Annotated in this window: 19 protein-coding genes and 1 tRNA gene; 14 read left to right on the top strand and 6 right to left on the bottom strand. The window is 35.9% G+C overall.

What is annotated here, in order from left to right:
• Window positions 1–34 precede the first annotated feature (34 nt).
• Window positions 35–118 (bottom strand) — tRNA-Ser (locus B3C16_RS02700).
• A 249-nt stretch (window positions 119–367) separates the two neighbouring features.
• On the opposite strand from B3C16_RS02700, the gene B3C16_RS02695 reads away from it, so the two are divergent.
• The 3 genes from B3C16_RS02695 to B3C16_RS02685 all read left to right on the top strand — a co-directional run bounded on the left by B3C16_RS02695 (window position 368) and on the right by B3C16_RS02685 (window position 3,861).
• Window positions 368–1,579 carry an acetyl-CoA C-acyltransferase gene (locus B3C16_RS02695; protein ID WP_121313552.1) on the top strand — a complete coding sequence of 404 codons (1,212 nt, stop codon included), beginning with the start codon at window positions 368–370 and terminating at the stop codon, window positions 1,577–1,579.
• 79 nt (window positions 1,580–1,658) lie between these two features.
• Complete coding sequence (locus B3C16_RS02690; protein WP_291128511.1) at window positions 1,659–2,420, top strand: C40 family peptidase; 762 nt, start codon at window positions 1,659–1,661, stop codon at window positions 2,418–2,420.
• A gap of 112 nt (window positions 2,421–2,532) precedes the next feature.
• The gene (locus B3C16_RS02685) at window positions 2,533–3,861 is read left to right on the top strand and encodes an alpha-amylase family glycosyl hydrolase (protein WP_291128509.1); all 1,329 of its coding nucleotides are present in this window, start codon (window positions 2,533–2,535) and stop codon (window positions 3,859–3,861) included.
• A gap of 44 nt (window positions 3,862–3,905) precedes the next feature.
• On the opposite strand, the gene B3C16_RS02680 is transcribed toward B3C16_RS02685, so the two are convergent.
• Both B3C16_RS02680 and B3C16_RS02675 read right to left on the bottom strand, forming a co-directional pair.
• Window positions 3,906–4,520 carry a porin family protein gene (locus B3C16_RS02680; protein WP_121313549.1) on the bottom strand — a complete coding sequence of 205 codons (615 nt, stop codon included), beginning with the start codon at window positions 4,518–4,520 and terminating at the stop codon, window positions 3,906–3,908.
• 60 nt (window positions 4,521–4,580) lie between these two features.
• A complete protein-coding gene (locus B3C16_RS02675) occupies window positions 4,581–5,702 on the bottom strand; it encodes a cysteine desulfurase family protein (protein WP_291128507.1) in 1,122 nt (373 codons plus the stop codon).
• 93 nt (window positions 5,703–5,795) lie between these two features.
• On the opposite strand from B3C16_RS02675, the gene B3C16_RS02670 reads away from it, so the two are divergent.
• The 9 genes from B3C16_RS02670 to B3C16_RS02630 all read left to right on the top strand — a co-directional run bounded on the left by B3C16_RS02670 (window position 5,796) and on the right by B3C16_RS02630 (window position 15,023).
• Complete coding sequence (locus B3C16_RS02670; protein WP_291128505.1) at window positions 5,796–6,773, top strand: hypothetical protein; 978 nt, start codon at window positions 5,796–5,798, stop codon at window positions 6,771–6,773.
• A gap of 54 nt (window positions 6,774–6,827) precedes the next feature.
• On the top strand, window positions 6,828–8,417 hold the full coding sequence (gene bshC / locus B3C16_RS02665) for a bacillithiol biosynthesis cysteine-adding enzyme BshC (RefSeq protein WP_291128503.1): 1,590 nt from the start codon (window positions 6,828–6,830) through the stop codon (window positions 8,415–8,417).
• Between the two features lie 59 nt (window positions 8,418–8,476).
• Window positions 8,477–8,896: a nucleoside-diphosphate kinase gene (locus B3C16_RS02660; protein WP_121313545.1), complete on the top strand. Its 420-nt coding sequence runs from the start codon at window positions 8,477–8,479 to the stop codon at window positions 8,894–8,896.
• A gap of 135 nt (window positions 8,897–9,031) precedes the next feature.
• Entirely contained in the window at window positions 9,032–10,114 is a 1,083-nt protein-coding gene (locus B3C16_RS02655; RefSeq protein ID WP_291128501.1) for a PAS domain-containing sensor histidine kinase, read from the top strand.
• 83 nt (window positions 10,115–10,197) lie between these two features.
• Entirely contained in the window at window positions 10,198–10,674 is a 477-nt protein-coding gene (locus tag B3C16_RS02650) for a DUF1572 family protein (protein WP_291128499.1), read from the top strand.
• Between the two features lie 92 nt (window positions 10,675–10,766).
• Window positions 10,767–11,402, top strand: coding sequence for an outer membrane beta-barrel protein (locus tag B3C16_RS02645; RefSeq protein ID WP_121313543.1), 636 nt, complete (start codon window positions 10,767–10,769; stop codon window positions 11,400–11,402).
• 563 nt (window positions 11,403–11,965) lie between these two features.
• Window positions 11,966–13,531 carry a sensor histidine kinase gene (locus B3C16_RS02640; protein ID WP_291128497.1) on the top strand — a complete coding sequence of 522 codons (1,566 nt, stop codon included), beginning with the start codon at window positions 11,966–11,968 and terminating at the stop codon, window positions 13,529–13,531.
• Window positions 13,532–13,601: 70 nt separating this feature from the next.
• Window positions 13,602–14,006 carry a response regulator gene (locus tag B3C16_RS02635; RefSeq protein ID WP_121313541.1) on the top strand — a complete coding sequence of 135 codons (405 nt, stop codon included), beginning with the start codon at window positions 13,602–13,604 and terminating at the stop codon, window positions 14,004–14,006.
• 564 nt (window positions 14,007–14,570) lie between these two features.
• On the top strand, window positions 14,571–15,023 hold the full coding sequence (locus B3C16_RS02630) for a hypothetical protein (RefSeq protein ID WP_291128494.1): 453 nt from the start codon (window positions 14,571–14,573) through the stop codon (window positions 15,021–15,023).
• Between the two features lie 172 nt (window positions 15,024–15,195).
• Here B3C16_RS02630 and B3C16_RS02625 read toward each other — a convergent pair whose 3' ends face one another.
• The gene (locus B3C16_RS02625) at window positions 15,196–17,823 is read right to left on the bottom strand and encodes a valine--tRNA ligase (RefSeq protein WP_291128492.1); all 2,628 of its coding nucleotides are present in this window, start codon (window positions 17,821–17,823) and stop codon (window positions 15,196–15,198) included.
• Window positions 17,824–18,173: 350 nt separating this feature from the next.
• Between B3C16_RS02625 and B3C16_RS02620 the strand changes: the two genes are divergently transcribed.
• Complete coding sequence (locus B3C16_RS02620) at window positions 18,174–18,608, top strand: DUF1573 domain-containing protein (RefSeq protein WP_291128490.1); 435 nt, start codon at window positions 18,174–18,176, stop codon at window positions 18,606–18,608.
• 30 nt (window positions 18,609–18,638) lie between these two features.
• Here B3C16_RS02620 and B3C16_RS02615 read toward each other — a convergent pair whose 3' ends face one another.
• Complete coding sequence (locus tag B3C16_RS02615) at window positions 18,639–19,970, bottom strand: PDZ domain-containing protein (protein WP_291128488.1); 1,332 nt, start codon at window positions 19,968–19,970, stop codon at window positions 18,639–18,641.
• A 129-nt stretch (window positions 19,971–20,099) separates the two neighbouring features.
• Between B3C16_RS02615 and B3C16_RS02610 the strand changes: the two genes are divergently transcribed.
• Window positions 20,100–21,296: a pyridoxal phosphate-dependent aminotransferase gene (locus B3C16_RS02610; RefSeq protein WP_291128486.1), complete on the top strand. Its 1,197-nt coding sequence runs from the start codon at window positions 20,100–20,102 to the stop codon at window positions 21,294–21,296.
• A gap of 348 nt (window positions 21,297–21,644) precedes the next feature.
• On the opposite strand, the gene B3C16_RS02605 is transcribed toward B3C16_RS02610, so the two are convergent.
• Window positions 21,645–21,815: T9SS type B sorting domain-containing protein (locus tag B3C16_RS02605; RefSeq protein WP_414655249.1), on the bottom strand; the 171-nt coding region annotated here is incomplete at its 5' end.

Raw genomic sequence — 21,815 nt, 5'->3', positions numbered from 1 at the left:
GTCAGATAATTAGGTTACACAGAACCTAAAAATGCGGAGAGACAGGGACTCGAACCCTGGCGACGGTTACCCGTCGACAGATTAGCAATCTGCTCCATTACCGCTCTGGCACCTCTCCTAATTCGTCAATTTGTAAAAGAACATTTTCTTTAAGCGGTTGCAAATGTAATTTATCATTCTATAATTTACAACTATTTCATTTCTTTTTTTAAATTTAAATTAAAACCGCTTCTCTTTCAATCAAGTAGCGATTCATATTTTTTCATTTATTTCCAAATCAACATTTATTATGACACAAATTCATTAATTTTCCAAGAAAAGATTAGTTTTGCAATAGAAACACCCGAGGCGCTTACAGCCGAATTGTATGGAGCGTAGCGGAGTAAAACAACATAATATTATGAGTAAAAAAGTAGTTATCGTATCAGCAGTGAGAACACCTATCGGAAGTTTTATGGGTAGTTTGTCTACTGTTACAGCAACACAATTGGGTGCCGTTGCTATCAAAGGTGCTTTAAATAAAATTAATTTAGACCCAAATTTAGTTGACGAAGTTTTAATGGGTAACGTAGTTCAAGCTGGCGTTGGTCAAGCTCCTGCTACCCAAGCGGCTATTTTTGCAGGTTTACCCAATACGGTTCCAACAACAACCGTAAATAAAGTCTGTGCTTCCGGAATGAAAGCTGTAATGCAAGGTGCACAAGCCATCATGAACGGTGATGCTGAAATTGTAGTTGCCGGTGGTATGGAGAATATGAGTTTGATTCCACATTATGTTCACATGAGAAACGGTGTGAAATTTGGCCCAACTTCCTTGGTTGACGGAATGCAGAAAGACGGTTTAACCGATGCTTATGACGGAAACGCTATGGGTGTTTGTGCTGATATGTGTGCGGCTGAATATAATATCACCCGAGAAGATCAAGATGCATTTGCAATTCAATCATACGAACGTTCTGCCAAAGCATGGTCAGAAGGAAAGTTTGACAATGAAGTGGTTCCTGTTGAAATTCCGCAAAGGCGTGGTGAACCGGTAATCTTCTCCAAAGATGAAGAGTATACTAATGTTAAATTAGATAAAATCCCTGCGTTAAATGCCGTGTTTACAAAAGACGGAACCGTAACTGCCGCCAATGCTTCTACTATCAATGATGGTGCAGCCGCTTTGGTTTTAATGAGTGAAGAAAAAGCACAAGCTTTGGGTTTAAAACCTTTAGCTTATATCAAATCCTACGCCGATGCAGCACAAGAACCAAAATGGTTCACCACTACTCCATCGAAAGCATTACCAATCGCTTTAAACAAAGCCGGTTTATCTATTGCTGATGTTGATTATTTCGAATTCAACGAAGCGTTTGCTGTAGTTGGTTTGGCGAATGCCAAAATCTTAGGATTAGACAACGATAAAGTTAACGTTAACGGCGGAGCAGTTTCTTTAGGTCATCCACTAGGTTGTTCCGGAGCGAGAATCATTGTAACTTTGATAAACGTTTTAGAACAAAACAATGCCAAAATCGGAGCCGCAGCTATCTGTAATGGTGGCGGTGGAGCTTCTGCCATAGTAATAGAAAGAGCCTAAAACAGTTATGAGTTATGAGTTATAAGTTGTGGAAATTTATAACTCATAATTCATAATTTATAATTCATAATTCGTGTAAATGTTTGCCATTTGTAACCTTGCCATAATTCCTTTACGAGCCGAACCAAATGACCGAAGCGAAATCGTTTCCCAAGTTTTGTTTGGAGAGCATTTTGAGGTTCTGGAAAATCAAAAACAATGGGCTAAAATCAAACTGCAATACGACGATTATGAAGGCTGGGTTGATTCCAAACAATATCAAATCATTACAGAGAAGAACTTCAAGGATTTATCTAAGGATGCCATCATTCTCAATGCTGATTTGGTTGAATATGTAACCAATGCCAAAAATATGCTTTTGCCTATTCCTTTGGGTGCTTCTCTATCGTTTTTGAACCATAGCGAAATCAATGTGGAAGGCTTTGAATTTGAAGGATTGAGAACAAGCGGTGTTAAAGCAAAATCCGATTTAATTGCCACAGCATATCTTTATTTGAACGCACCTTATCTTTGGGGTGGCAAAACACCTTTTGGAATTGATTGCTCGGGTTTTACCCAAATGGTTTATAAGTTAAACGGTTATCATTTGTTGCGCGATGCTTCTCAACAATCGGGTCAAGGAGATGCACTGAGTTTCATTGAAGAAAGCGAACCTGGAGATTTGGCTTTCTTTGATAATGAAGAAGGGAATATCATCCACGTTGGAATCATTATGGAAAATAATTACATCATCCATGCCAGCGGCAAAGTCAGAATCGATAGACTTGATCATTTAGGAATTTACAATGCGGAACAAAACCGACATACTCATCGATTGAGAGTCATCAAGAAAATTATATAAACCGAGACAATTGTTTCGGTTTTTTTATTAAATTTAATTTTCTAAATCCATCAAAATGAAATCCATCAGCAAAATTTTATTTTTAATTTCAGGCTTACTTTCAATAAGTTGTATGAAAGAAAAAACTGCCGAAACCACAGATTCTCGTTACCAACCCAAAGAATTTGTAGAAGTAAAACATCCGGAATGGAGCAAAAACGCAACGATTTATGAAGCTAACATTCGTCAGTTTACGCCGGAAGGTACATTTAAGGCATTTGAATCTCATTTGCCCAGAATAAAAGCAATGGGTATTGATATTATTTGGCTGATGCCGATTCACCCAATTGGTGTCGAAAAACGAAAAGGAAGTCTCGGCAGCGAATATTCGGTAAAGGATTACTATAGTGTCAATCCTGAATTTGGAACCAAAGAAGATTTCAAACATTTGATCGATAAAATTCACAGTATGGGAATGTATGTCATCATCGATTGGGTGGGCAATCATTCTTCTTGGGACAATCAATTGGTAAAAGATCATCCGGATTGGTATACTAAAACTGAAGAAGGTAATTTCCAACCAACTCCTTGGTATGATTGGGATGATGTAATCGATTTTGATTATAACAAACCCGAACTCCGAAAGTACATGACTGAAGCTTTGGTTTATTGGGTAAAAGATTTTGACATTGATGGTTACCGATGTGATACGGCAGGTTTTATTCCGACTGATTTTTGGGACAATGCACGAGCAGAAATGGATGCTGTAAAACCCGTGTTTATGTTAGGCGAATGGGAATCTCGTGATTTGCATAAAAATGCTTTCGACATGACTTATTCTTGGACGTTATTTGATAAAATGGTGGCTGTAACTCGGGATAAGAAAAGCATAGCCGGTTTGGTTGAATATATGGCGCACGATGTAAGTACTTTTCCGCGTGGTGGTTACAGAATGCTTTTTACTGATAACCACGATATGAATTCCTGGAACAACAATATGGAATACAATTTCGGAAACGGATTGGAAGCTTCTATAGTTTTAACCGGAACCATTAACGGAATGCCTTTGGTTTATGGTGGTCAAGAAGCCGGATTGAATCGCTCACTTAAATTTTTCGACAAAGATTTGATTGATTGGAGCAAGATGCCTTATGAAGGATTATTTAAAAAACTCTTTGATTTAAAACACCGCAACCATGCGTTATGGAATGGTGATGAAGGCGGCGTTATGGTGCGTATTTATAACGATAAACTAGACCAAGTCATTTCTTTTTCAAGAACAAAAGACAAAGACAAAGTCATTCCGATTATTAATTATAGTGACAAACCTACTACTGTAAAACTAAAATCCATTCATCAAAAAGGCAATTACACAGAATTATTTTCGGGTGAAAAAATCACACTCAATGGTGACGATGTTTTCGAATTAAAGCCTTGGCAATATTTGGTTTTAGTGAAATAAAAAAGCCCCGAAAAATCGGGGCTTTTCATTTATACTATTTTCGTTTATTTCAACAAAAAGTTCAAACCAACATTGATGCTCGAACGACTATTGGTCACTGCAGAATAATCATTTTGTTTAAAAATGTCCGTTAATCCGCCTTGTCCTTCATATTCAAAGAACAATTTCAGTTTATCGTTGAGTGGGATTTTAACGCCAATTCCAAGAGCCAAACCAAAATCGGTTGAATTGAAACTATCCGTTACATCTGTACCGAATCTCACCTCTTCAGCATTCAGCAAAAAGCCAACATAAGGTCCAAATTCTAAAAACCAATTTTTATTATTGCCAAAATGCCAACTAGCCATAACCGGTACTGTCAAATAATCCAAATTATAATCGGTTATATAAGACCCGAAATCATCCTCAATAAACCCATTATCCCAACCTTTTCGGTCGTAGATTAATTTTGTTTTAACACTCCAAGAATTTGAAAAATAATAATCCATAGAAGCACCTAAATTAAAACCACTACCGGTATCCGACGATTCATAGGAATCTGAAACCGATGAACTATTATAACCAATATTGAATCCAAACTCAACATCACCCTTTTTCTGAGCAGATACAAAGGTTGTTAACCCTAATACCATCATCGCTGTTACTACAATTTTCTTCATGTCTTTTTTGTTTTTTGATGAATCAAAAATAATCTTTTTGAAAGAAAAATAGATTACTGTTTATATTTCTTTTAAAACTTTAACTAAATAATCAATTTCTGTTTTGGTGTTGAAATGGCTAAACGAAATGCGTAAGCTTGGCTTTTTCAAATCTTCTTCCGAAAGCATTTCTGCCAATACATGCGAAGGTTTGATACTTCCACTTTGACAAGCACTACCTCGGGAAACAGCTATGCCTTTCATATCTAGATTGAATAAAATCATAGTTGTCTTCTCCGGAGAAAAAGGCAATAACACATTTAATATATTATAAAATGTATCGGTTCCATTTTGTTTTACCGCTGGAAAAGCCTCTGATAATCGGTCAAAACAATAGTTTTTCAAATCGGTTATGTAATCTCTTTCATTAGCCAAATTATCATAAGACAACTGCAATGCTTTTGCCATTCCTGCAATTTGATGAACAGATTCTGTTCCCGCTCGCCAACCTTTCTCTTGTTCTCCACCAAAAAACATGGGCTGTAATACTAGGTTTTTACGAACAAAAGCAAAACCAATTCCTTTCGGACCATGAAATTTATGTGCACTGGCCACTAAAAAATCAATTGGTAATTGTTGCAAATCCAATTCGGTTTTACCGATAGATTGTACAGTATCGCAATGAAACAACGCTTTATTTTGGTGACACAGCACTCCTATTTTCTCAAGGTTATGAACGACACCCGTTTCGTTATTAACGTGCATTAAGGAAACAATGGTTTTAATATCAGCTGATAGAAAATCACTCAATTGATTATAATCCAAACTTCCATCGGGAAGTGTTTTCAGAAAATCTATCTGAATTCCGAATTCTTCTTGTAAAGCTTGTACAGTGTACAAAGTGGCATGATGTTCTTGTTTTGAAGTAATGATTCTTTTTACGCCAAAATCTTTCACGGCACTTCTTAAAATCCAATTAGTCGCTTCTGTAGCACTAGAAGTAAAGATGATTTCTTGCGCGTTGCAATGCAAATATTTGGCTATGGTCTTTCGGGAAGTTTCTATAACGGCTTTGGCACTTCTACCTATACTGTGCGTGGAAGAAGGGTTACCATAATCAGATTGCATTACGCTTATCATTTCGGCAATAACTTCCTGACGAATTGGTGTTGTAGCGGCATTATCGAGATATACTTTTTGCATGGTGCAAATATAAAAAAGTACTATCCTAATTAAATGATAAAAGATAAATTTAATAGTATAAAAAACTTATTTTTGCTAAAAATTACTATACCAATGAAACGAATTTTAGGGTTATTAGCCATAGTTTTATTTATGAATGCCTGTGACGATGGTGAATTAACCGTTGAGACTATAAATTTTGATGATGTACCGGTTCAAAAGTGCAGCCAAAAAGAGATTCTATACAAAATAAGCGACTCAAAAATGTTGATTTTGGCAATCCCTTTAGAAAATTTCCGAACTGATGAAACCCCTGAAGGCAATCCAGATGAAGTAGAAATTACCGGCAATATTCAAGTGGTTTACAGACAATATAACGCGGCGCCAACTTCGGCCAATATTTGTGACCTTGTTACTTCTGCTACGCCAAACTTAATTGAGGAATGGAACGCCACATCGGGAACGATTCAAATCACTTCGACCGCCATAAAATCAGTAAATTCAATTACCGGAATTACCCAGATTACCGGTTACAAACACTATATAGTTTTTAAAGACATTACCTTTTTAAGACCTGATGGCTCTACCCAAGCCTATTTAGGAGAAGACACTTTTGTTTTTGGTAATTACAATGCCACTATTAGTCCGTTAGCCTTTGGATTTGATGAAGAAGCTAGCAAAAGCACTTGTGACAGCGACAATCGTATTTTCAATTTTAATAGTAGCGAAGCCTTTATTTTAGATTTAGCCGATTATGCTAATTTATTCCAAAGTTCTGAAACTACCACTCCTAGAATAGCTTATATCAGTGCGACCAATAAAGTAAACTACCGATTGTATTCGGGAACGATAAACAACGCTTATTTTTGTGCTGCATCTGTTCCGGCTACGCCAACGCTTGCCCAAAGTTGGATTGCCAATAATGGTGTAGAAGCCGAAGGAACCGGAATAATTGAAGTAACTACAATTCTAGCTTCACCAGGCTTTTTTGAGCATACAATCCGTTTGAAAAAAGTAACGATGACCAAAGGAAATAGTAATTTTTATATGGGTGACGATTATTTATACGGGAAAGTAATCACTCCTGAATAGAAATAAAAACTATTATTAACGCTTTAGATTTTCTTGTTTTTATAAAAAAGTAACATGCCAAACGACTGTGTCAGCTATCAAAAATCGGGTTATTTCTCTAAACTAATCGTAGATTATTTAGAGGAAAAATCAGAATTGAAAGCGCTTTACAATCGGTTTCCGACTCTGGAAAACTTCAAACAACAGCTTGAGGAAAAAACTAAAAACTATCCTATAGATTATCGAAAAGCATTGGTTACTGCTTTACATAATCAATACAATGGATTTGAAATTTCTGAAACGACTAAAGCTAACATTGCACTACTTTCTAACTCAAAAACCTTTACAATAACAACCGGTCATCAGCTGAATTTATTCACCGGCCCATTGTATTTCTTGTATAAAATTGTCTCTGTAATCAATCTTTGCGCGGCGTTAAAACAAGCTTATCCTGAGCATAATTTTGTGCCCATTTATTGGATGGCAACAGAAGATCACGATTTTGAAGAAATCAATTATTTTCATTTCAAAAATGTAAAAATTAAATGGGACAGAGAAAGTTTTGGTCCGGTTGGCCGACTTTCAACAGCCGGTTTAGAAGAGGTTTATGAAGTTTTCGGCAAAGATTTAGGACTGGGCGAAAATGCCGCTTACTTAAAATCTTTATTTGACAATAGTTATTTAAAACATTCTAATTTGGCAGATGCTACCAGATATTTGGCGAATGAATTGTTTGCCGAAAAAGGGTTGGTAATCCTTGATGGCGATGACATTTCGTTGAAACAATTGTTTATTCCTTTTGTTAAAGAAGAATTACTCAACCAAACGTCATTCAAAAACGTCACACAAACCAATGCAGCCCTAAAAGAGTATAACATCCAAGTCAACCCAAGAGAAATTAATCTTTTTTATATCGAAGATAACATTCGGGAACGGATTGTACTTGAAGATAACCAATACAAAGTCAACAATACCAATCTTACTTTTTCTGAAGAAGATATTTTACAACTTTTAGAAACAAATCCGGAACAATTTAGTCCTAATGTCATTCTAAGACCGCTTTATCAAGAAGTAATTTTACCAAATCTCTGTTACATTGGCGGCGGCGGAGAAATTGCTTACTGGCTACAATTGAAAGCTAATTTCGAAGCGAATGCTATCACTTTTCCAATACTTTTGGTGCGAAATTCTGTTTTATTGACAACCGAAAAACAAGTGCAAAAAGCAGACAAACTCAACCTGTCTTGGCAAGATTTATTTAGCAAACAACAATCCTTATTTGATAAAAAAACGCAAGAGTTCTCACAATTCAATTTAGACTTTACAGCGCAAAAAGAACATTTAAAAAAGCAATTTGAAGCTTTAAACCACATAGCCACTGAAACCCATAAATCATTTACCGGTGCCGTAAAAGCACAAGAAATCAAACAGATTAAAGGGTTAGATAACTTAGAAAAGCGTTTACTAAAAGCAGAGAAAAAAATTCATTCAGAAAAATTAGAACGAATTATTCAATTGCAGAACGAATTGTTTCCCAATCAGTCGCTTCAGGAAAGAAGAAACAACTTTAGTGAATTCTATCTCGAAGCCGGAAATGAATTACTTCAAAAGATATTGGATGAACTCCATCCATTAGAACAAAATTTCTCTATAATAACTTTATAATTTGACTTGGAAATCCTTAAAAAAGGACTACTTTTGCACCCAAATTAAAAAACAAACAAATGGCAACGAATAGAACATTTACAATGATTAAGCCTGATGGCGTTGAAAACGGACACATCGGTGGAATATTAAATATGATTACTGAAGGTGGTTTCAGAATTGTATCAATGAAATTAACGCAATTGACTGTAGCTGACGCTCAAAAATTTTACGCAGTACACTCGGCTAGACCTTTCTTCGGAGAATTAGTTGAATTCATGACTCGCGGACCAATTGTTGCAGCCATCTTAGAAAAAGAAAACGCTGTAGAAGATTTCAGAACATTAATTGGAGCTACTAACCCTGCTGATGCAGCAGAAGGAACTATCCGTAAAAAATACGCTACTTCAATCGGAGAAAATGCGGTTCACGGTTCAGACTCTGATGAGAATGCCGCTATTGAAGGTGCTTTTCACTTTGCAGGAAGAGAGCAATTTTAGTATTCAGTGTTCAGTTAGCAATAACTTAAACTATTCATAAATACATAATCCCGTTTCAATAGAAACGGGATTTTTTTTCTTAACACTTTAATATAAAACATTTAGCTATATTTACGTCCCCTTAATTTTTTTGAAGTGAATAACCAACATTGTCTGAATATAGAATACAAAACGGAACTTTTTTTTGAAATCTCCGCCGATTTATTTTTTATCGCCGGCTATGATGGTTATTTTAAAAAAGTTAATCCGGCTGTGCTTCATTTACTTGGCTACAGCGAAGAAGAAGTGTTAGCAAAGCCCATTAATGATTTTGTCTACAAAGAAGACCTTGAAAAAACAGTCTTAAGTCGGGAAAGAGTAAAAAGCGGAAATCCATTGCTCAATTTTGAAAACCGATATATTACCAAAAACGGCGAAATCGTTTGGCTATCCTGGACTTCAATGCCACATATCGATAATGAATTGGTTTATGCCATTGCCAAAAATATAACCGAAAGAAAAAAGCAGGAAGAAGAGCGTAACACTTTGCTTACGAACATCAAGAAAATCAATAAAGATTTAAAAAAGCTTACCTATACGGCTTCTCACGATTTGCGTTCCCCGGTTAACAATTTACTTTCCGTATTTGAATTACTCGATGTATCTAAAATTGAAGACGAAGAAACGAAAGAGTTTATTGAAATGCTCAAAATTACTTCGGTAGGATTGCAAAAAACGCTCAATAATTATGTAGACAATATCAGTCATCATGACCAATTGAATATTAGTGTGGAACCATTGTCGTTAGAGTTGGTTTTTAACACTATTATCCTATCCATTCAATCTCAGATTAAAGATTCCAAAGTAAAATTTGTTACCGATTTTTCTGCCTTTGACATTATTACTTTTAATAGAGTTTATTTGGAAAGCATTTTTATCAATTTAATAACCAATGCCATTAAATATGCCCAAGTCAATTTGTCGCCGGTAATTAGTATAAAAACCCAAATGAGCAACGGCATTTCGCAATTGGTATTTGCCGACAATGGCCGAGGACTTGATATTGATAAAGTCAAAAATAAGATTTTCGGACTTAACCAAAAGTTCCACAACAACATTGACAGTCATGGTATCGGACTCTATTTGGTTTACAATCATGTAATAGATATGGGCGGACAAATTGAAGTGGAAAGCGAAATCAACAAAGGCACCACGTTTACTATCAGTTTGAGAAAATAATACTCGCGATAGTAATTCCACCTGATTTTTCTGAACGTATTTAAAAAAATCTATTAACTTCGAGTTTGTATTTTTAAAATAATATGAAATCAACAGTAATCATTGCCAACCGATTCAGAGAAGTCATTTTAAACGGAACTTGGATTGCCAATACCAATTTCAAACATCAATTATCCGATACCCATTGGGAAATGGCAACCTCTAAAATCCATGATTTAAACACCATTGCCATTTTAGCGCAGCACATTCATTACTATATTAATGGTATCAATAACGTTTTTAAAGGCGGAACACTTGATATAAAAGACCAATACAGTTTTGACTTTCCTCCTATTGATTCTCAAGATAAATGGGATCATTTTTTAACCCAATTATGGACTGATGCCGAGACATTTGCGACTTTGATTGAACAAATGCCCGAAGAAAAACTGCTGGAAGGATTTGTAGAGGAAAAATACGGCACTTACCAAAGAAACATTGACGCTATGATTGAACATGCTTATTATCATTTGGGCCAAATTGTTTTGATAAAGAAAATGATTTTGGAAAATAAAAAATAGAGTAATTCTAGAAAAATTATCCTTTTTTGATTGTAACACTTTTATTTATAAAACTACTAAACATCTTATCAATCATTATTAATTTATCTACTATGAAAAAACAAGTATTTGTCGCATTAGCCATCTTATTCCTTTCGGGTTCAGTCATGGCACAAGAAACCACAGAAAAGAAAGACAGTAAATTTGAATTGGCGGTCAATGGAAAATTAGGTTTTGCCCGATTAAAGCAATCCGGTATTCCTGCTTTGAATGGAAATTTAACCGGAAGCGATGTCTTATTAGCCTATAAAATTAGTCCGAAATGGGATTTAGCCACCGGTATCGGATTTTATGAATTCAACGCCAATACAATCGTAGCCGGTAATTCTGCCAGTTTAAAAAATTCGTATTTACGTATTCCTTTGCAATTTAATGGAGACTACAGTCTTTTTAAAAGTGACAAGAACAATAGTGACAAAATGTTTTTTACCATTGGGTTAGGTTTGTACGCCAATACCATTTTAAAACAAGAGTTAGAAGCCGTTACCGGAAATGCGGAAGCTAAAAATTTAGGCTGGAATTTTGGTTTAACCACGCAAGTCGGTGCCAAGTTTATTGTAAATGATGACATTAATATTGCCATTGGTTTAGAAAGCCAAAGCGACATGACCAAAGCCAAAAAAGACGGTGGCGAACAAAAACTGGAACAGTTTAACGGTATGTATTTCAGATTAGGGTTTAAGTTTTAAGACTTATACTTTTGCAAACGAAAATAATCCCGTATTGACATCTCAATACGGGATTGTTGTTTTTTACCCCTTTTTGATACTTTTCAGCATTTTCAAGCCCTCCCAGCCCTCAAACGAGCTTCGGACTCCCTCAAACAAGCTTCGGACTCTCAAGAACGAGCTTCGGACGCCTTACTTTACGCTTCGGAGGACAACAAACGAGTTTCGGACGCCATCCCACCAGCTTATGAATACAAAAAATGGTCTTCGGACAAAAAAGAACCAGCTTCGGATGATGTCGAAGGCACAACTGAGAGTGAAAACGAGGCAACAGATAAAAAACCAAGGATAACCTAAACCCTACTCTTTACGCCCGACGAAAACCTAAAAAACACGATAAGCTGATTTATTTTATGAGAAATGAAGGCGATTGAAGGGGATTATTTATATTTGAGGAAGGGTTGGTTTTAATGCTTATCAACTAATTATGGGCAAGCCACTAAACCCATATATGGAAAATCGTTAGTTATGCCTTATATGCTTTGAAACTAGAGTGCTTATAGGCCAAAAAAAATAGAAGTAATATGGATGAAATTTTTGAAATCATAGAAAATATTTTCAGTTCTGGCGGCTTTATGCCCCGATGGATTTGCGGGCAGTGGTCAGATACGCTCGGTTGGCTTTACATTATGGCAAATATCGCAATTGGATTAGCCTACTTGTCTATCCCGATTCTCTTGTACAAATTTGTCAAAAAAAGGAAAGAAAGAATATTTAATAAGGTGTTCATATGCTTTATGCTTTTTATCTTTTTTTGTGGCACAACGCATTTTATGGACGCTATTATATTTTGGTTTCCATTATACCGGCTAAATGCAGTAGTCTTATGCATGACCGCATTGGTATCTTGGATTACTGTTTTTGTGCTTTACCGCTTCATACCAAAAGCATTACAGTATCGATCGCCTGACGATTTACAAGTAATTATTGAAGAACAAACGAAAGACTTAGCCATTGCCTACCAAAAGTTATCAATAAGTGAGAATCAATTCAAGACACTGGTAAATAGTAATCCGGATATCATTACGCGTGTAAACAAAAATTTAACTTATCAATTCATCAATGATTCGATTCGCAAAGTACGGAACATGGAAGCTGAAGATATTATTGGTAAGAATATCAGGGAAGTGAAGGGAGAAGGCGATGACCAGATAAAGGAATTATTCATTCGCCACGTAGAATCTGTTTTCAAAACAAATAAAACCGAAACGTTTGAATTTGAAATGAATACTAATATCGATCAGCATAGCTATTTTGAACTATCAGTCATACCGCTTGAAAATCAAGGGGGTGAAATACCTGAAGATGTCTTAACAATAACCAGAGACATTACGCATCAAAAACTCTATGAGCTGGAACTTAAACGTAATATTGATAATCTGGAGTTATTGGCAGATCGGATAGAAAAAAAGAGGGAGATCTTAGAAAGCTTTACGTATATTGTTTCACACAATTTAAGGTCACCTGTTGCCAATTTGGCGGCTTTGTTAAATCTGTTGAAAGAGGAGACAGATGACGATATGCGAAACATGTTCATTCAAAAAATTGACATCGCCTTTGAAAACCTTTCTACTACGGTAACGGATTTGACGAATGCCGTTCGAATACGACAAGATACTGAAATAGCGAAAGAAGAACTTTTCTTTCAGGATATTGTATCAGGTCATATAATCAATCTGGAAATGCAGATTAAGGAAACAGCTTCCACTATTGCTTACGATTTCAGTGCTTGTGAGAAAATTAATTATCCAAAAGTTTACCTTGAAAGCATTTTTTTAAACTTATTAACCAATGCGATTAAATATAGGTCGCCAAATAGGGCTCCACAAATAATCTTTAAAACGTACATCGATAAAGATGGAATGATTAGCTTAACATGTGAAGACAATGGAACGGGCATTAATCTACAAAAGCATGGAGCAAAACTTTTTGGACTAAATAAAACATTTCACGAGCATCCAGATGCGAAAGGTAGAGGCTTATTTATTACTAAGAATCAAATCGAAACCATGGGGGGCACGATTTATGCTGAAAGTGAAGTAGATAAAGGAACAAAATTTATTATCTATTTTAATGTCAATAATTCTTAAATTAAAAAAAATTTGCTAATTTTAAAAAATAGTTGATCTAGACTTTTGACCATTTCCTAAAAAAACATTTATGAAAAAGATAAACACTTTTTGTATTATAGACGATGATGATATCTATCAGTTTACTACATCACTTTTGCTGAAAAAGAGTGACCTGGTAAATAAGGTTATCGTGTTTTCAAATGGGCTGAAAGCTATTAACTTCCTAAAGGATGAGATGGGCAATATAGAAAACATTCCTGACGTTCTATTTTTAGATATAAACATGCCTGTTATGGATGGATGGGAGTTTTTGGAGGAGTACCTGCTTATTAGGCCTATGATGCCTAAAACAGTAGTAATTTATATGGTGAGTTCTTCTGTTGATGAAAAAGATGTTTTAAAAGCTAAAAGTATCAGCGCACTGTCAGGTTATTTGGTAAAGCCAATATCAAGCCAAAATATAATGGAAGTTATTTTAGGAATTCTTAATTGAGTTTTGTTCTCACATCAACTTTTAAACCAATTGGAACACAGATTACATTTTTAAATTAAGTTCACCGCAAATCTCCAATATGTTGAAAAACATCTTCATCGCCAAGAAGTAAGAACACTTTTCAACATTCAATAAAATATGATTGCAGTGAGGTAAAGAAGGTATTATCCTAACAAGCTCGCCACTTATCAATCAGTATACTGCCTAAGAAATAAAAACTCAATCGGAATTTTATTATAAATATCGTCCAAATACTATTTTAGAGCTTATTTCGATAATTCTATATATAATTATATAAGACCATTAGCTAAAGGTGATGGTGCAAAAGATATTAAAAATTATGCGATTGCCTTCAATTTTTACATCGACAATGTTCTCTCAAACGAAAGACAAAATAGTGTTTATAAATCATTAGAAGAGGATGTAAAGAAAACTTGGACAACTTTTAGGGGTGCATTAAAAAATAATGAAAAAGAGGTATATGTAGGCGAAGAAAAATTTGAAGAGTTTTTAGCAGAAAACACAGATTTACTATCATCAGGAAAACATAAAATAAAAGTTGAAATGTATCCAGTTTTAATAGATCTATATGGTGAAGTTATTACAAAGTTTGATGTTATCGCTTCGGGCGAGTTTACTTTAGATGCGAAAAAATTTATGTTGGATTCAAATAATGAAGAATTGTGTTTGGGGAAAAATGTAATGAATGATAATGCACTGATAAAAAAAATAGCTACAGCTCATTCTAGCGGTGATGGATTTAAAATTACACCAAATGATGTTAGAATTTTTTCAAGCTCCTGGATAACTGAACGTAATAAATATAGTGGAATTATAGAAGGTCGGTCTATTTCTGTTTTAGTTGGTTACAAAGACCCGAAAAAAAATAAATGTTTTAAGCGATATTATACAGTTTATCAGGACTATATAAGCTCAAAGTTTTCAGATGTAATAAAATTTAAATGGAATGAAGCTATACTACCTGAAAAAATAAATTGTAAATGTATTAACCTGTAAATAAAATTCAAAACCTCAAGTTCCAAAAGAATTTGAGGTTTTATTATTTAAAATGGATTAAGATTTAAAAATATAGAATAAAAGCACATCCGCTAACAGCAGTTTACAAAAACTGCATCGCTTGAGTTAAACACCTAACAAAAAAAGTCCCGATTGCTCGGGACTTTTTTTATTATTGTAAACTCGCTAAACTCTGCTCTATCGTGGCAATCTTGGCCAAAGCATCCGCTTCTTTTTTGCGTTCGTTATCGATAACTTGTGGAGGAGCACCGGCAACGAATTTCTCGTTCGCCAACTTGCCTTGTACACTGCGCAAGAAACCTTGGGTATACTTCAACTCTTCGGTTAATTTGGCAATCTCAGCGGTAATATCAATATTTCCGGAAACCGGAATAAAGTACTCGTTTGATTTTACACGATACGTCAGTGCGCCATCAATTTTATCGGTGATATATTCTAAAGAAGTGATGTTACCCAATTTAGTAATCACACTATCAAAATAAGTTGATGCTTTTTCATTGTTTACCACTTTCAAATCGACGGCGTCTTTCATCGCAATGTTTTTTTCTTTGCGAATGGTTCTCACGCCGGCAATTACTTCGGCTGCAAAATCGAAATCAGCAATTAGTGTTGAGTCAAACGAAGTTACTTTCGGATATTCGGCAATGATTAACGCTTGCTCCGGAGTTCTTTCAGCAATGTATTGCCAAATTTCTTCCGTTAAGAAAGGCATAAACGGATGCAACAATTTCAAATTGGCCTCCAACATTTCAATCGCTTTGTCAAATGTCGCGCGGTCAATTGGTTGTTGGTATGCCGGTTTAATCATTTCTAAGAACCACGAACAGAAATCGTCCCAAACCAATTTGTAAATGCTCATCAAAGCATCAGACAAACGGTATTTTTCGAAATGGTCTTCAATTTCTACTAAGGTTTGTTGCAACTTGGCTTCATACCATTCGATAGCCACTTTAGAGCTTTCCGGTTGCGCAATATCAGCTACTTCCCAACCTTTGATTAATCGGAAGGCATTCCATATTTTGTTACCAAAAGCTTTTCCGTTATTACACAATTCTTCGTCAAACATGATGTCGTTTCCGGCAGAAGCACTTAATAGCAACCCTACTCTAACCCCATCGGCTCCAAATTTTTCAATCAGTTCTAAAGGCTCAGGCGAATTTCCTAACGACTTCGACATTTTACGACGTTGCTTGTCGCGAACTAATCCGGTCAAATACACATTGGTAAATGGTTTTTGCCCGGTATATTCATAACCCGCAATAATCATACGCGCCACCCAGAAGAACAAAATATCCGGTCCGGTTACTAAATCATTAGTTGGATAATAATATTTAAAGTCTTCGTTTTCCGGATCCATGATACCTCCAAAAACTGCTATTGGCCACAACCAGGAAGAGAACCAAGTGTCTAAGGCATCGGCGTCTTGCGTAAGGTTGTCAGTTGTCAGTTGTCGGTTACCAGTCTTTTCCTGTACTAATTTTAACGCCTCTTCAATATTCTCAGCAACCACAAAATCTTCTTTGCCGTCGCCATAATAGTATGCCGGAATTTGTTGTCCCCACCACAATTGGCGTGAGATATTCCAGTCGCGGATGTTTTCTAACCAGTGACGGTAAGTGTTGTTAAAACGCGCCGGATACAGTTTTACTTCTTCGGTTTCTAAAACCGCTTTGATAGCCGGTTTTACCAAATCTTCCATACGCAAGAACCATTGGTCAGACAAACGAGGCTCGATCACGGCTTTGGTTCGTTCTGACGTTCCTACTTTGTTAATATGAGTTTCGGTTTTGACTACCGACCCTAATTGCTCTAATTCAACCACAATATCTTCACGCGCAACAAAACGGTCTTTGCCTTGGTATTGTAGCCCAAAAGAATTCAAAGTCGCATCTTCATTGAAGATATCGATGATTTCTAAATTGTGTTTCTCACCAAGTGCTTTATCGTTGACATCGTGTGCCGGCGTTACTTTTAAACAACCGGTACCAAATTCCATGTCGACATACTCGTCGAAAATGATTGGAATGACACGGTTACAAATCGGAACAATGGCATTTTTACCTTTCAAATGGGTATAACGCTCATCGTCAGGGTGAATACAAATAGCAGTATCGCCTAAAATCGTTTCGGGACGCGTTGTAGCAATCGTTACGAACTCATTCGAACCTTCGATAGCATATCTTAAATGATATAATTTTCCCTGTCTTTCTTCATAAATTACTTCTTCGTCAGACAAAGTCGTTTTAGCTTCCGGATCCCAGTTTACCATTCGATAACCTCGGTAGATTTGTCCTTTGTTGTATAAATCAACGAACGAACGAATTACGGATGCCGACATGTCAGGATCCATGGTGAATTTGGTTCGGTCCCAATCACAAGAACAACCTAGTTGTTTTAATTGTTCGAGAATAGTTCCACCATATTTGTTCGTCCAATCCCAAGCGTGCTTCAGAAATTCTTCACGGGTTAAATCGTTTTTGTTTACGCCTTCGGTTTTCAACTTTGCCACAACCTTTGCCTCCGTTGCAATCGATGCGTGATCGGTTCCGGGAACCCAACAAGCATTGAAACCTTTTAAACGCGCACGACGGATTAATACATCCTGAATCGTGTTGTTTAACATGTGTCCCATGTGCAACACTCCGGTCACGTTAGGTGGCGGAATGGTTATGGTATAAGGAGTTCTATGGTCGGGTTTGGAATGAAAATAGTTGTTTTTCATCCAGTAGTCGTACCATTTTTTTTCGGCTTCTTTGGCGTTGAATTGAGCTGGAATCATATAATAGATTGTTAGACTTCTTAGATTATTAGATTATTAGATTATAGGATTATTAGATTATAGGATTACAAAAGTGCTATGCAATTACTCTTTTAGCCCTGATGGTCGTGGAAATCCTTTTTGATTTGCCGAGGGTTTTAACCCTTGGTAATTTAAAAAAATTGTAACAGACAGCAGGAATATGGATGGCTGATAGTCACTGACCACTCGCTCCTAAATGTTGTGGCACGCATTTTGCAAACTGAACTGCAAAAGTAATTAATAAAGACTTTAGAAAAAATTAAGAATTAAATTTTTGTGTATTAATTTAAACAGAGTATTTTTACTAACCAAATAATAAATTTTGACCTATGAAGAAACATATACTTATCGCAACAATCTTTGTAAATGCAGTGGTTTTTGCCCAAGCCGGTCCCAAAATTGAATTTAAAGATAAAGACAATACAATAGATTACGGAAAAGTAACCAAAGAAGAAGACAATGGTATAAGGGTTTTTGAGTTCACTAATACCGGAACTGCGCCGCTTATCATCAATAATGTACAATCGAGTTGTGGTTGTACGGTTCCCTCTAAACCAACTGAGCCGATTGCTCCGGGAAAAACCGGAAAGATTGAGGTGAAATACAATATGAATCCCGGTCCGATCAGAAAAACCATCACGGTTGAAACCAATGCAATCAATGCTGAAGAAGGTCGAGTGGTATTAAAAATAAAAGGAGAAGTAATCGTTAAACCGGTTGAAAATCTCTTAGAAAAGAAGACTAAAAGTCCGATGATGCAATAAAGAAAAGTCCCGAATTATCGGGACTTTTTATTATATAATACTTTTGAGTTGGAATTTGTAAGCGAATTGCTTGCCGTTTCTTTCAATTACTAATTCGATAGTTCTGCCTTCTTCGGATTTTAGCAATTCGTTGATTTTTTCGATGGTTAAATCGTGTGTGCTTTTGCCTTCTATTTTGATTAATCGGTCATTTTTTCTGAGTCCGACTAATTCCGCAGGCGAATCTTTTCTAACGCTATAGATGGTAAAAACAGGTTTTAAGGCAAACTTGATTTTGAGATTATCTTGCACTCGCGATTCATTAACTCGAACGCCATAACTAACGGAACTTTTACTGTTTTCCGAGGAAGTTTCTTTTACCCATTCCAAACCATCGTGCTGTACTTCAATGCCGCTCATGTTAAAATTAAAAGGAGAATTGACTTTATCATTGGGTTTGGTATATATTTTTTGATTGGTATAATCAAATAAAATGGAGAATCTGGAAAATACTTCACCACCAAGTGACCCTAATCGATTGGGAACAAAATTTACACTTTTGAGGGAAGTTGAATCGGGGAAAGTTGTAATAGGATTTTTAAACGTTTTACTCCCAAAGTTGAAATCTTCGATGCGACCTCTTAAACCATAAACACTACCACTAAATCCTCTTCCGAGGTAATCTGAAATGTATTTTTGTGGCAATTTAATCTCCTTAGATTTGTTCAAAAATAACCAAACCGCATCGCTATTTCCGGTATCAATCAATAGTTTTGAAGGATACGAATTACCATCTGTAGTGACATTTGAAATATAATATGGTTTGTTTTCTTCAATAGTAATAGTTTCTTCTTTGTATCCTTTTTCAAGTTTTCTGAAAACTTTCTTGTTGGTTTTATTATAAACTATGACTTTTTTTCTTTGGTAGTCAATTTCAATTAAATGATTTTTAAAAAAATGATACCCAATGATACCATTTACAGGTATGCCTACCTGAGAGGAAAAATTAAATTCCTGATCTAAAACCAAATAAATTTCGTGATCATAATCTACAAACCCTTTTACTTCTAATTTGTTTTTAGAAGACATGTAAGCATCAATAGCTTCATTGCTGCCAAGACCTTTGAGTTTGATACTCTCCAAGTTAAAAAATTCCACCTGTTCTTTATCATCTAAACTGAAAAGTAAGGTTTTATCAACGCCGGTGTCTAAAAGAAAAGTCAGCTTCTCCCCATTGACATTGATAGGGATAAAAATCAAATTATTGATTAGTTTAAAAGGAATGGAAATACAATTTCTATCTTTTTTAAATTGAAAATTGGATTGGCCGAAAGAGGAAAATACAGTAAAAAGAAATACATAAAACGTAAAAACGAATCTCATTGGCTGCTATTTTTGTTAAATTTAATAAAAAACCAGCGGCTAAAAATAATTTTTAACAATTTTTAAAGCTAAAAATGAATTGTTTTCAAGCTAAAAAAATCGCAAATTTGCACCACTAAATCAAACAACATGCCTAAGATATCATTAAAAGGTCAGCAGATGCCTGAGTCGCCAATCAGAAAATTGGTTCCGTATTCCGAAATTGCTAAAAAGAAAGGTCATAAAGTCTACCATTTAAACATTGGTCAACCAGATATTAAAACACCGGAAGTTGCTATCAATGCCGTTAAAAATGCGGACATCAAAGTATTAGAATACAGTCATTCTGCCGGATTTGAAAGTTACAGAACCAAATTGTCTGCTTATTACAAATCGCATGGTTTGCCTATTGATGTAGCTGATATCATCATTACTACCGGTGGTTCCGAAGCGTTGTTATTTGCCATGGGAAGCACGATGGATTCGGGTGATGAAATCATTATTCCTGAGCCGTTTTACGCCAATTACAACGGGTTTTCAACTGCTTCAGGGGTTAAAGTTGTTCCGGTAATTTCTACTATAGACGAAGGATTTGCTTTGCCTCCGATTGCCGCTTTTGAAAAACTGATTACCCCAAAAACCAAAGCGATTCTAATTTGTAACCCGGGAAATCCAACCGGTTATTTATATTCCAAAGAAGAAATTATGCAATTGGCCGAAATCGTAAAAAAACACGATTTGTTCTTAATTGCCGACGAAGTTTATCGCGAATTCATTTATGATGAAAACGACAAACATTTCTCAGTAATGAATGTTCCCGGATTAGAAGAACACGCTATCATGATTGATTCTGTTTCAAAAAGATACAGCATGTGTGGCGCAAGAATAGGCTGTATAGTTTCTAAAAACAAAGCACTAATGGCAACTGCAATGAAGTTTGCTCAAGCCAGACTAAGCCCGCCAACTTATGCTCAAATCGCCAGCGAAGCCGCTTTAGAAACTCCTCAAAGTTATTTCGACGACGTGATTTCTGAATACAAAGACAGAAGAGATACGCTAATTGCAGAACTCCAAAAAATCGAAGGTGTAAAAGTAGCCACACCAAAAGGTGCTTTCTACTGTATCGCTAAATTGCCGGTAAAAAATGCGGATGATTTTGCCCAATGGCTTTTAGAATCTTATGACAACAACGGAGAAACCGTAATGGTTGCACCGGCAGCCGGATTTTATTCCACGCCAAATGTAGGTTTAGACGAGGTCCGAATTGCTTACGTACTCAAAAAAGATGATTTGATCCGTTCAGTGGCTATTCTAAAAGAAGCCTTAAAAGTTTACAATCAAAACTAAGATTTTCTAAATAATAGTATAAACTCCACTAATCCTAGTGGAGTTTTTTATTTTACTACGTCAGTTCGCTTCGCTCGGATTAGAAGCAGACCATTTTGCTTCTCTTCACTTCTGCTCCCGCTATCCGTTACAATCTTTTTATTGTTTTGTCACCCTGTCCCGATAACTATCGGGAGTCGAAGGGCTTTCTCAAAAAACAATAAAAAGGATTTCCGCTCCTATCGGGGCTAATAATCACTATGATTGCTTCTAACATTTTTTGTCACCCTGTCCCGATAACTATCGGGAGTCAAAGGGTATCACAACAAAAAAGCCACTCAATCGAGTGGCTTTTCTTTATTTGTATTCTTATCGTTTCAACGAGAAGTGCGCTTTAAATTGCTTCATACCGCCTTGCTCAGGATAATCTACCGTAAACCAGTAATCTGTTGAAGGTAACGGTTGTCCGTTGTAGGTTCCATCCCATCCATCTCCTGCCGAACTGATTTGTTTCAATAATTTTCCGTAGCGGTCAAATAT

It is taken from the genome of Flavobacterium sp. UBA7682 (assembly GCF_002482945.1).
Lineage (GTDB): Bacteria > Bacteroidota > Bacteroidia > Flavobacteriales > Flavobacteriaceae > Flavobacterium.
The sequence above is the reverse complement of the archived record's forward strand: the minus strand, read 5'-3'. Positions and strand labels throughout refer to the sequence as shown.

Coding starts and splice junctions, on each gene's coding strand:
- B3C16_RS02670 (WP_291128505.1), top strand. CDS start 5,796: ATGAAACGAATTTTAGGGTTATTAGCCATAGTTTTATTTATGAATGCC.
- B3C16_RS02685 (WP_291128509.1), top strand. CDS start 2,533: ATGAAAGAAAAAACTGCCGAAACCACAGATTCTCGTTACCAACCCAAA.
- B3C16_RS02675 (WP_291128507.1), bottom strand. CDS start 5,702: ATGCAAAAAGTATATCTCGATAATGCCGCTACAACACCAATTCGTCAG.
- B3C16_RS02645 (WP_121313543.1), top strand. CDS start 10,767: ATGAAAAAACAAGTATTTGTCGCATTAGCCATCTTATTCCTTTCGGGT.
- B3C16_RS02680 (WP_121313549.1), bottom strand. CDS start 4,520: ATGAAGAAAATTGTAGTAACAGCGATGATGGTATTAGGGTTAACAACC.
- B3C16_RS02635 (WP_121313541.1), top strand. CDS start 13,602: ATGAAAAAGATAAACACTTTTTGTATTATAGACGATGATGATATCTAT.
- B3C16_RS02610 (WP_291128486.1), top strand. CDS start 20,100: ATGCCTAAGATATCATTAAAAGGTCAGCAGATGCCTGAGTCGCCAATC.
- B3C16_RS02650 (WP_291128499.1), top strand. CDS start 10,198: ATGAAATCAACAGTAATCATTGCCAACCGATTCAGAGAAGTCATTTTA.
- B3C16_RS02695 (WP_121313552.1), top strand. CDS start 368: ATGGAGCGTAGCGGAGTAAAACAACATAATATTATGAGTAAAAAAGTA.
- bshC (WP_291128503.1), top strand. CDS start 6,828: ATGCCAAACGACTGTGTCAGCTATCAAAAATCGGGTTATTTCTCTAAA.
- B3C16_RS02620 (WP_291128490.1), top strand. CDS start 18,174: ATGAAGAAACATATACTTATCGCAACAATCTTTGTAAATGCAGTGGTT.
- B3C16_RS02615 (WP_291128488.1), bottom strand. CDS start 19,970: ATGAGATTCGTTTTTACGTTTTATGTATTTCTTTTTACTGTATTTTCC.
- B3C16_RS02690 (WP_291128511.1), top strand. CDS start 1,659: ATGTTTGCCATTTGTAACCTTGCCATAATTCCTTTACGAGCCGAACCA.
- B3C16_RS02640 (WP_291128497.1), top strand. CDS start 11,966: ATGGATGAAATTTTTGAAATCATAGAAAATATTTTCAGTTCTGGCGGC.
- B3C16_RS02625 (WP_291128492.1), bottom strand. CDS start 17,823: ATGATTCCAGCTCAATTCAACGCCAAAGAAGCCGAAAAAAAATGGTAC.
- B3C16_RS02630 (WP_291128494.1), top strand. CDS start 14,571: ATGTATCCAGTTTTAATAGATCTATATGGTGAAGTTATTACAAAGTTT.
- B3C16_RS02660 (WP_121313545.1), top strand. CDS start 8,477: ATGGCAACGAATAGAACATTTACAATGATTAAGCCTGATGGCGTTGAA.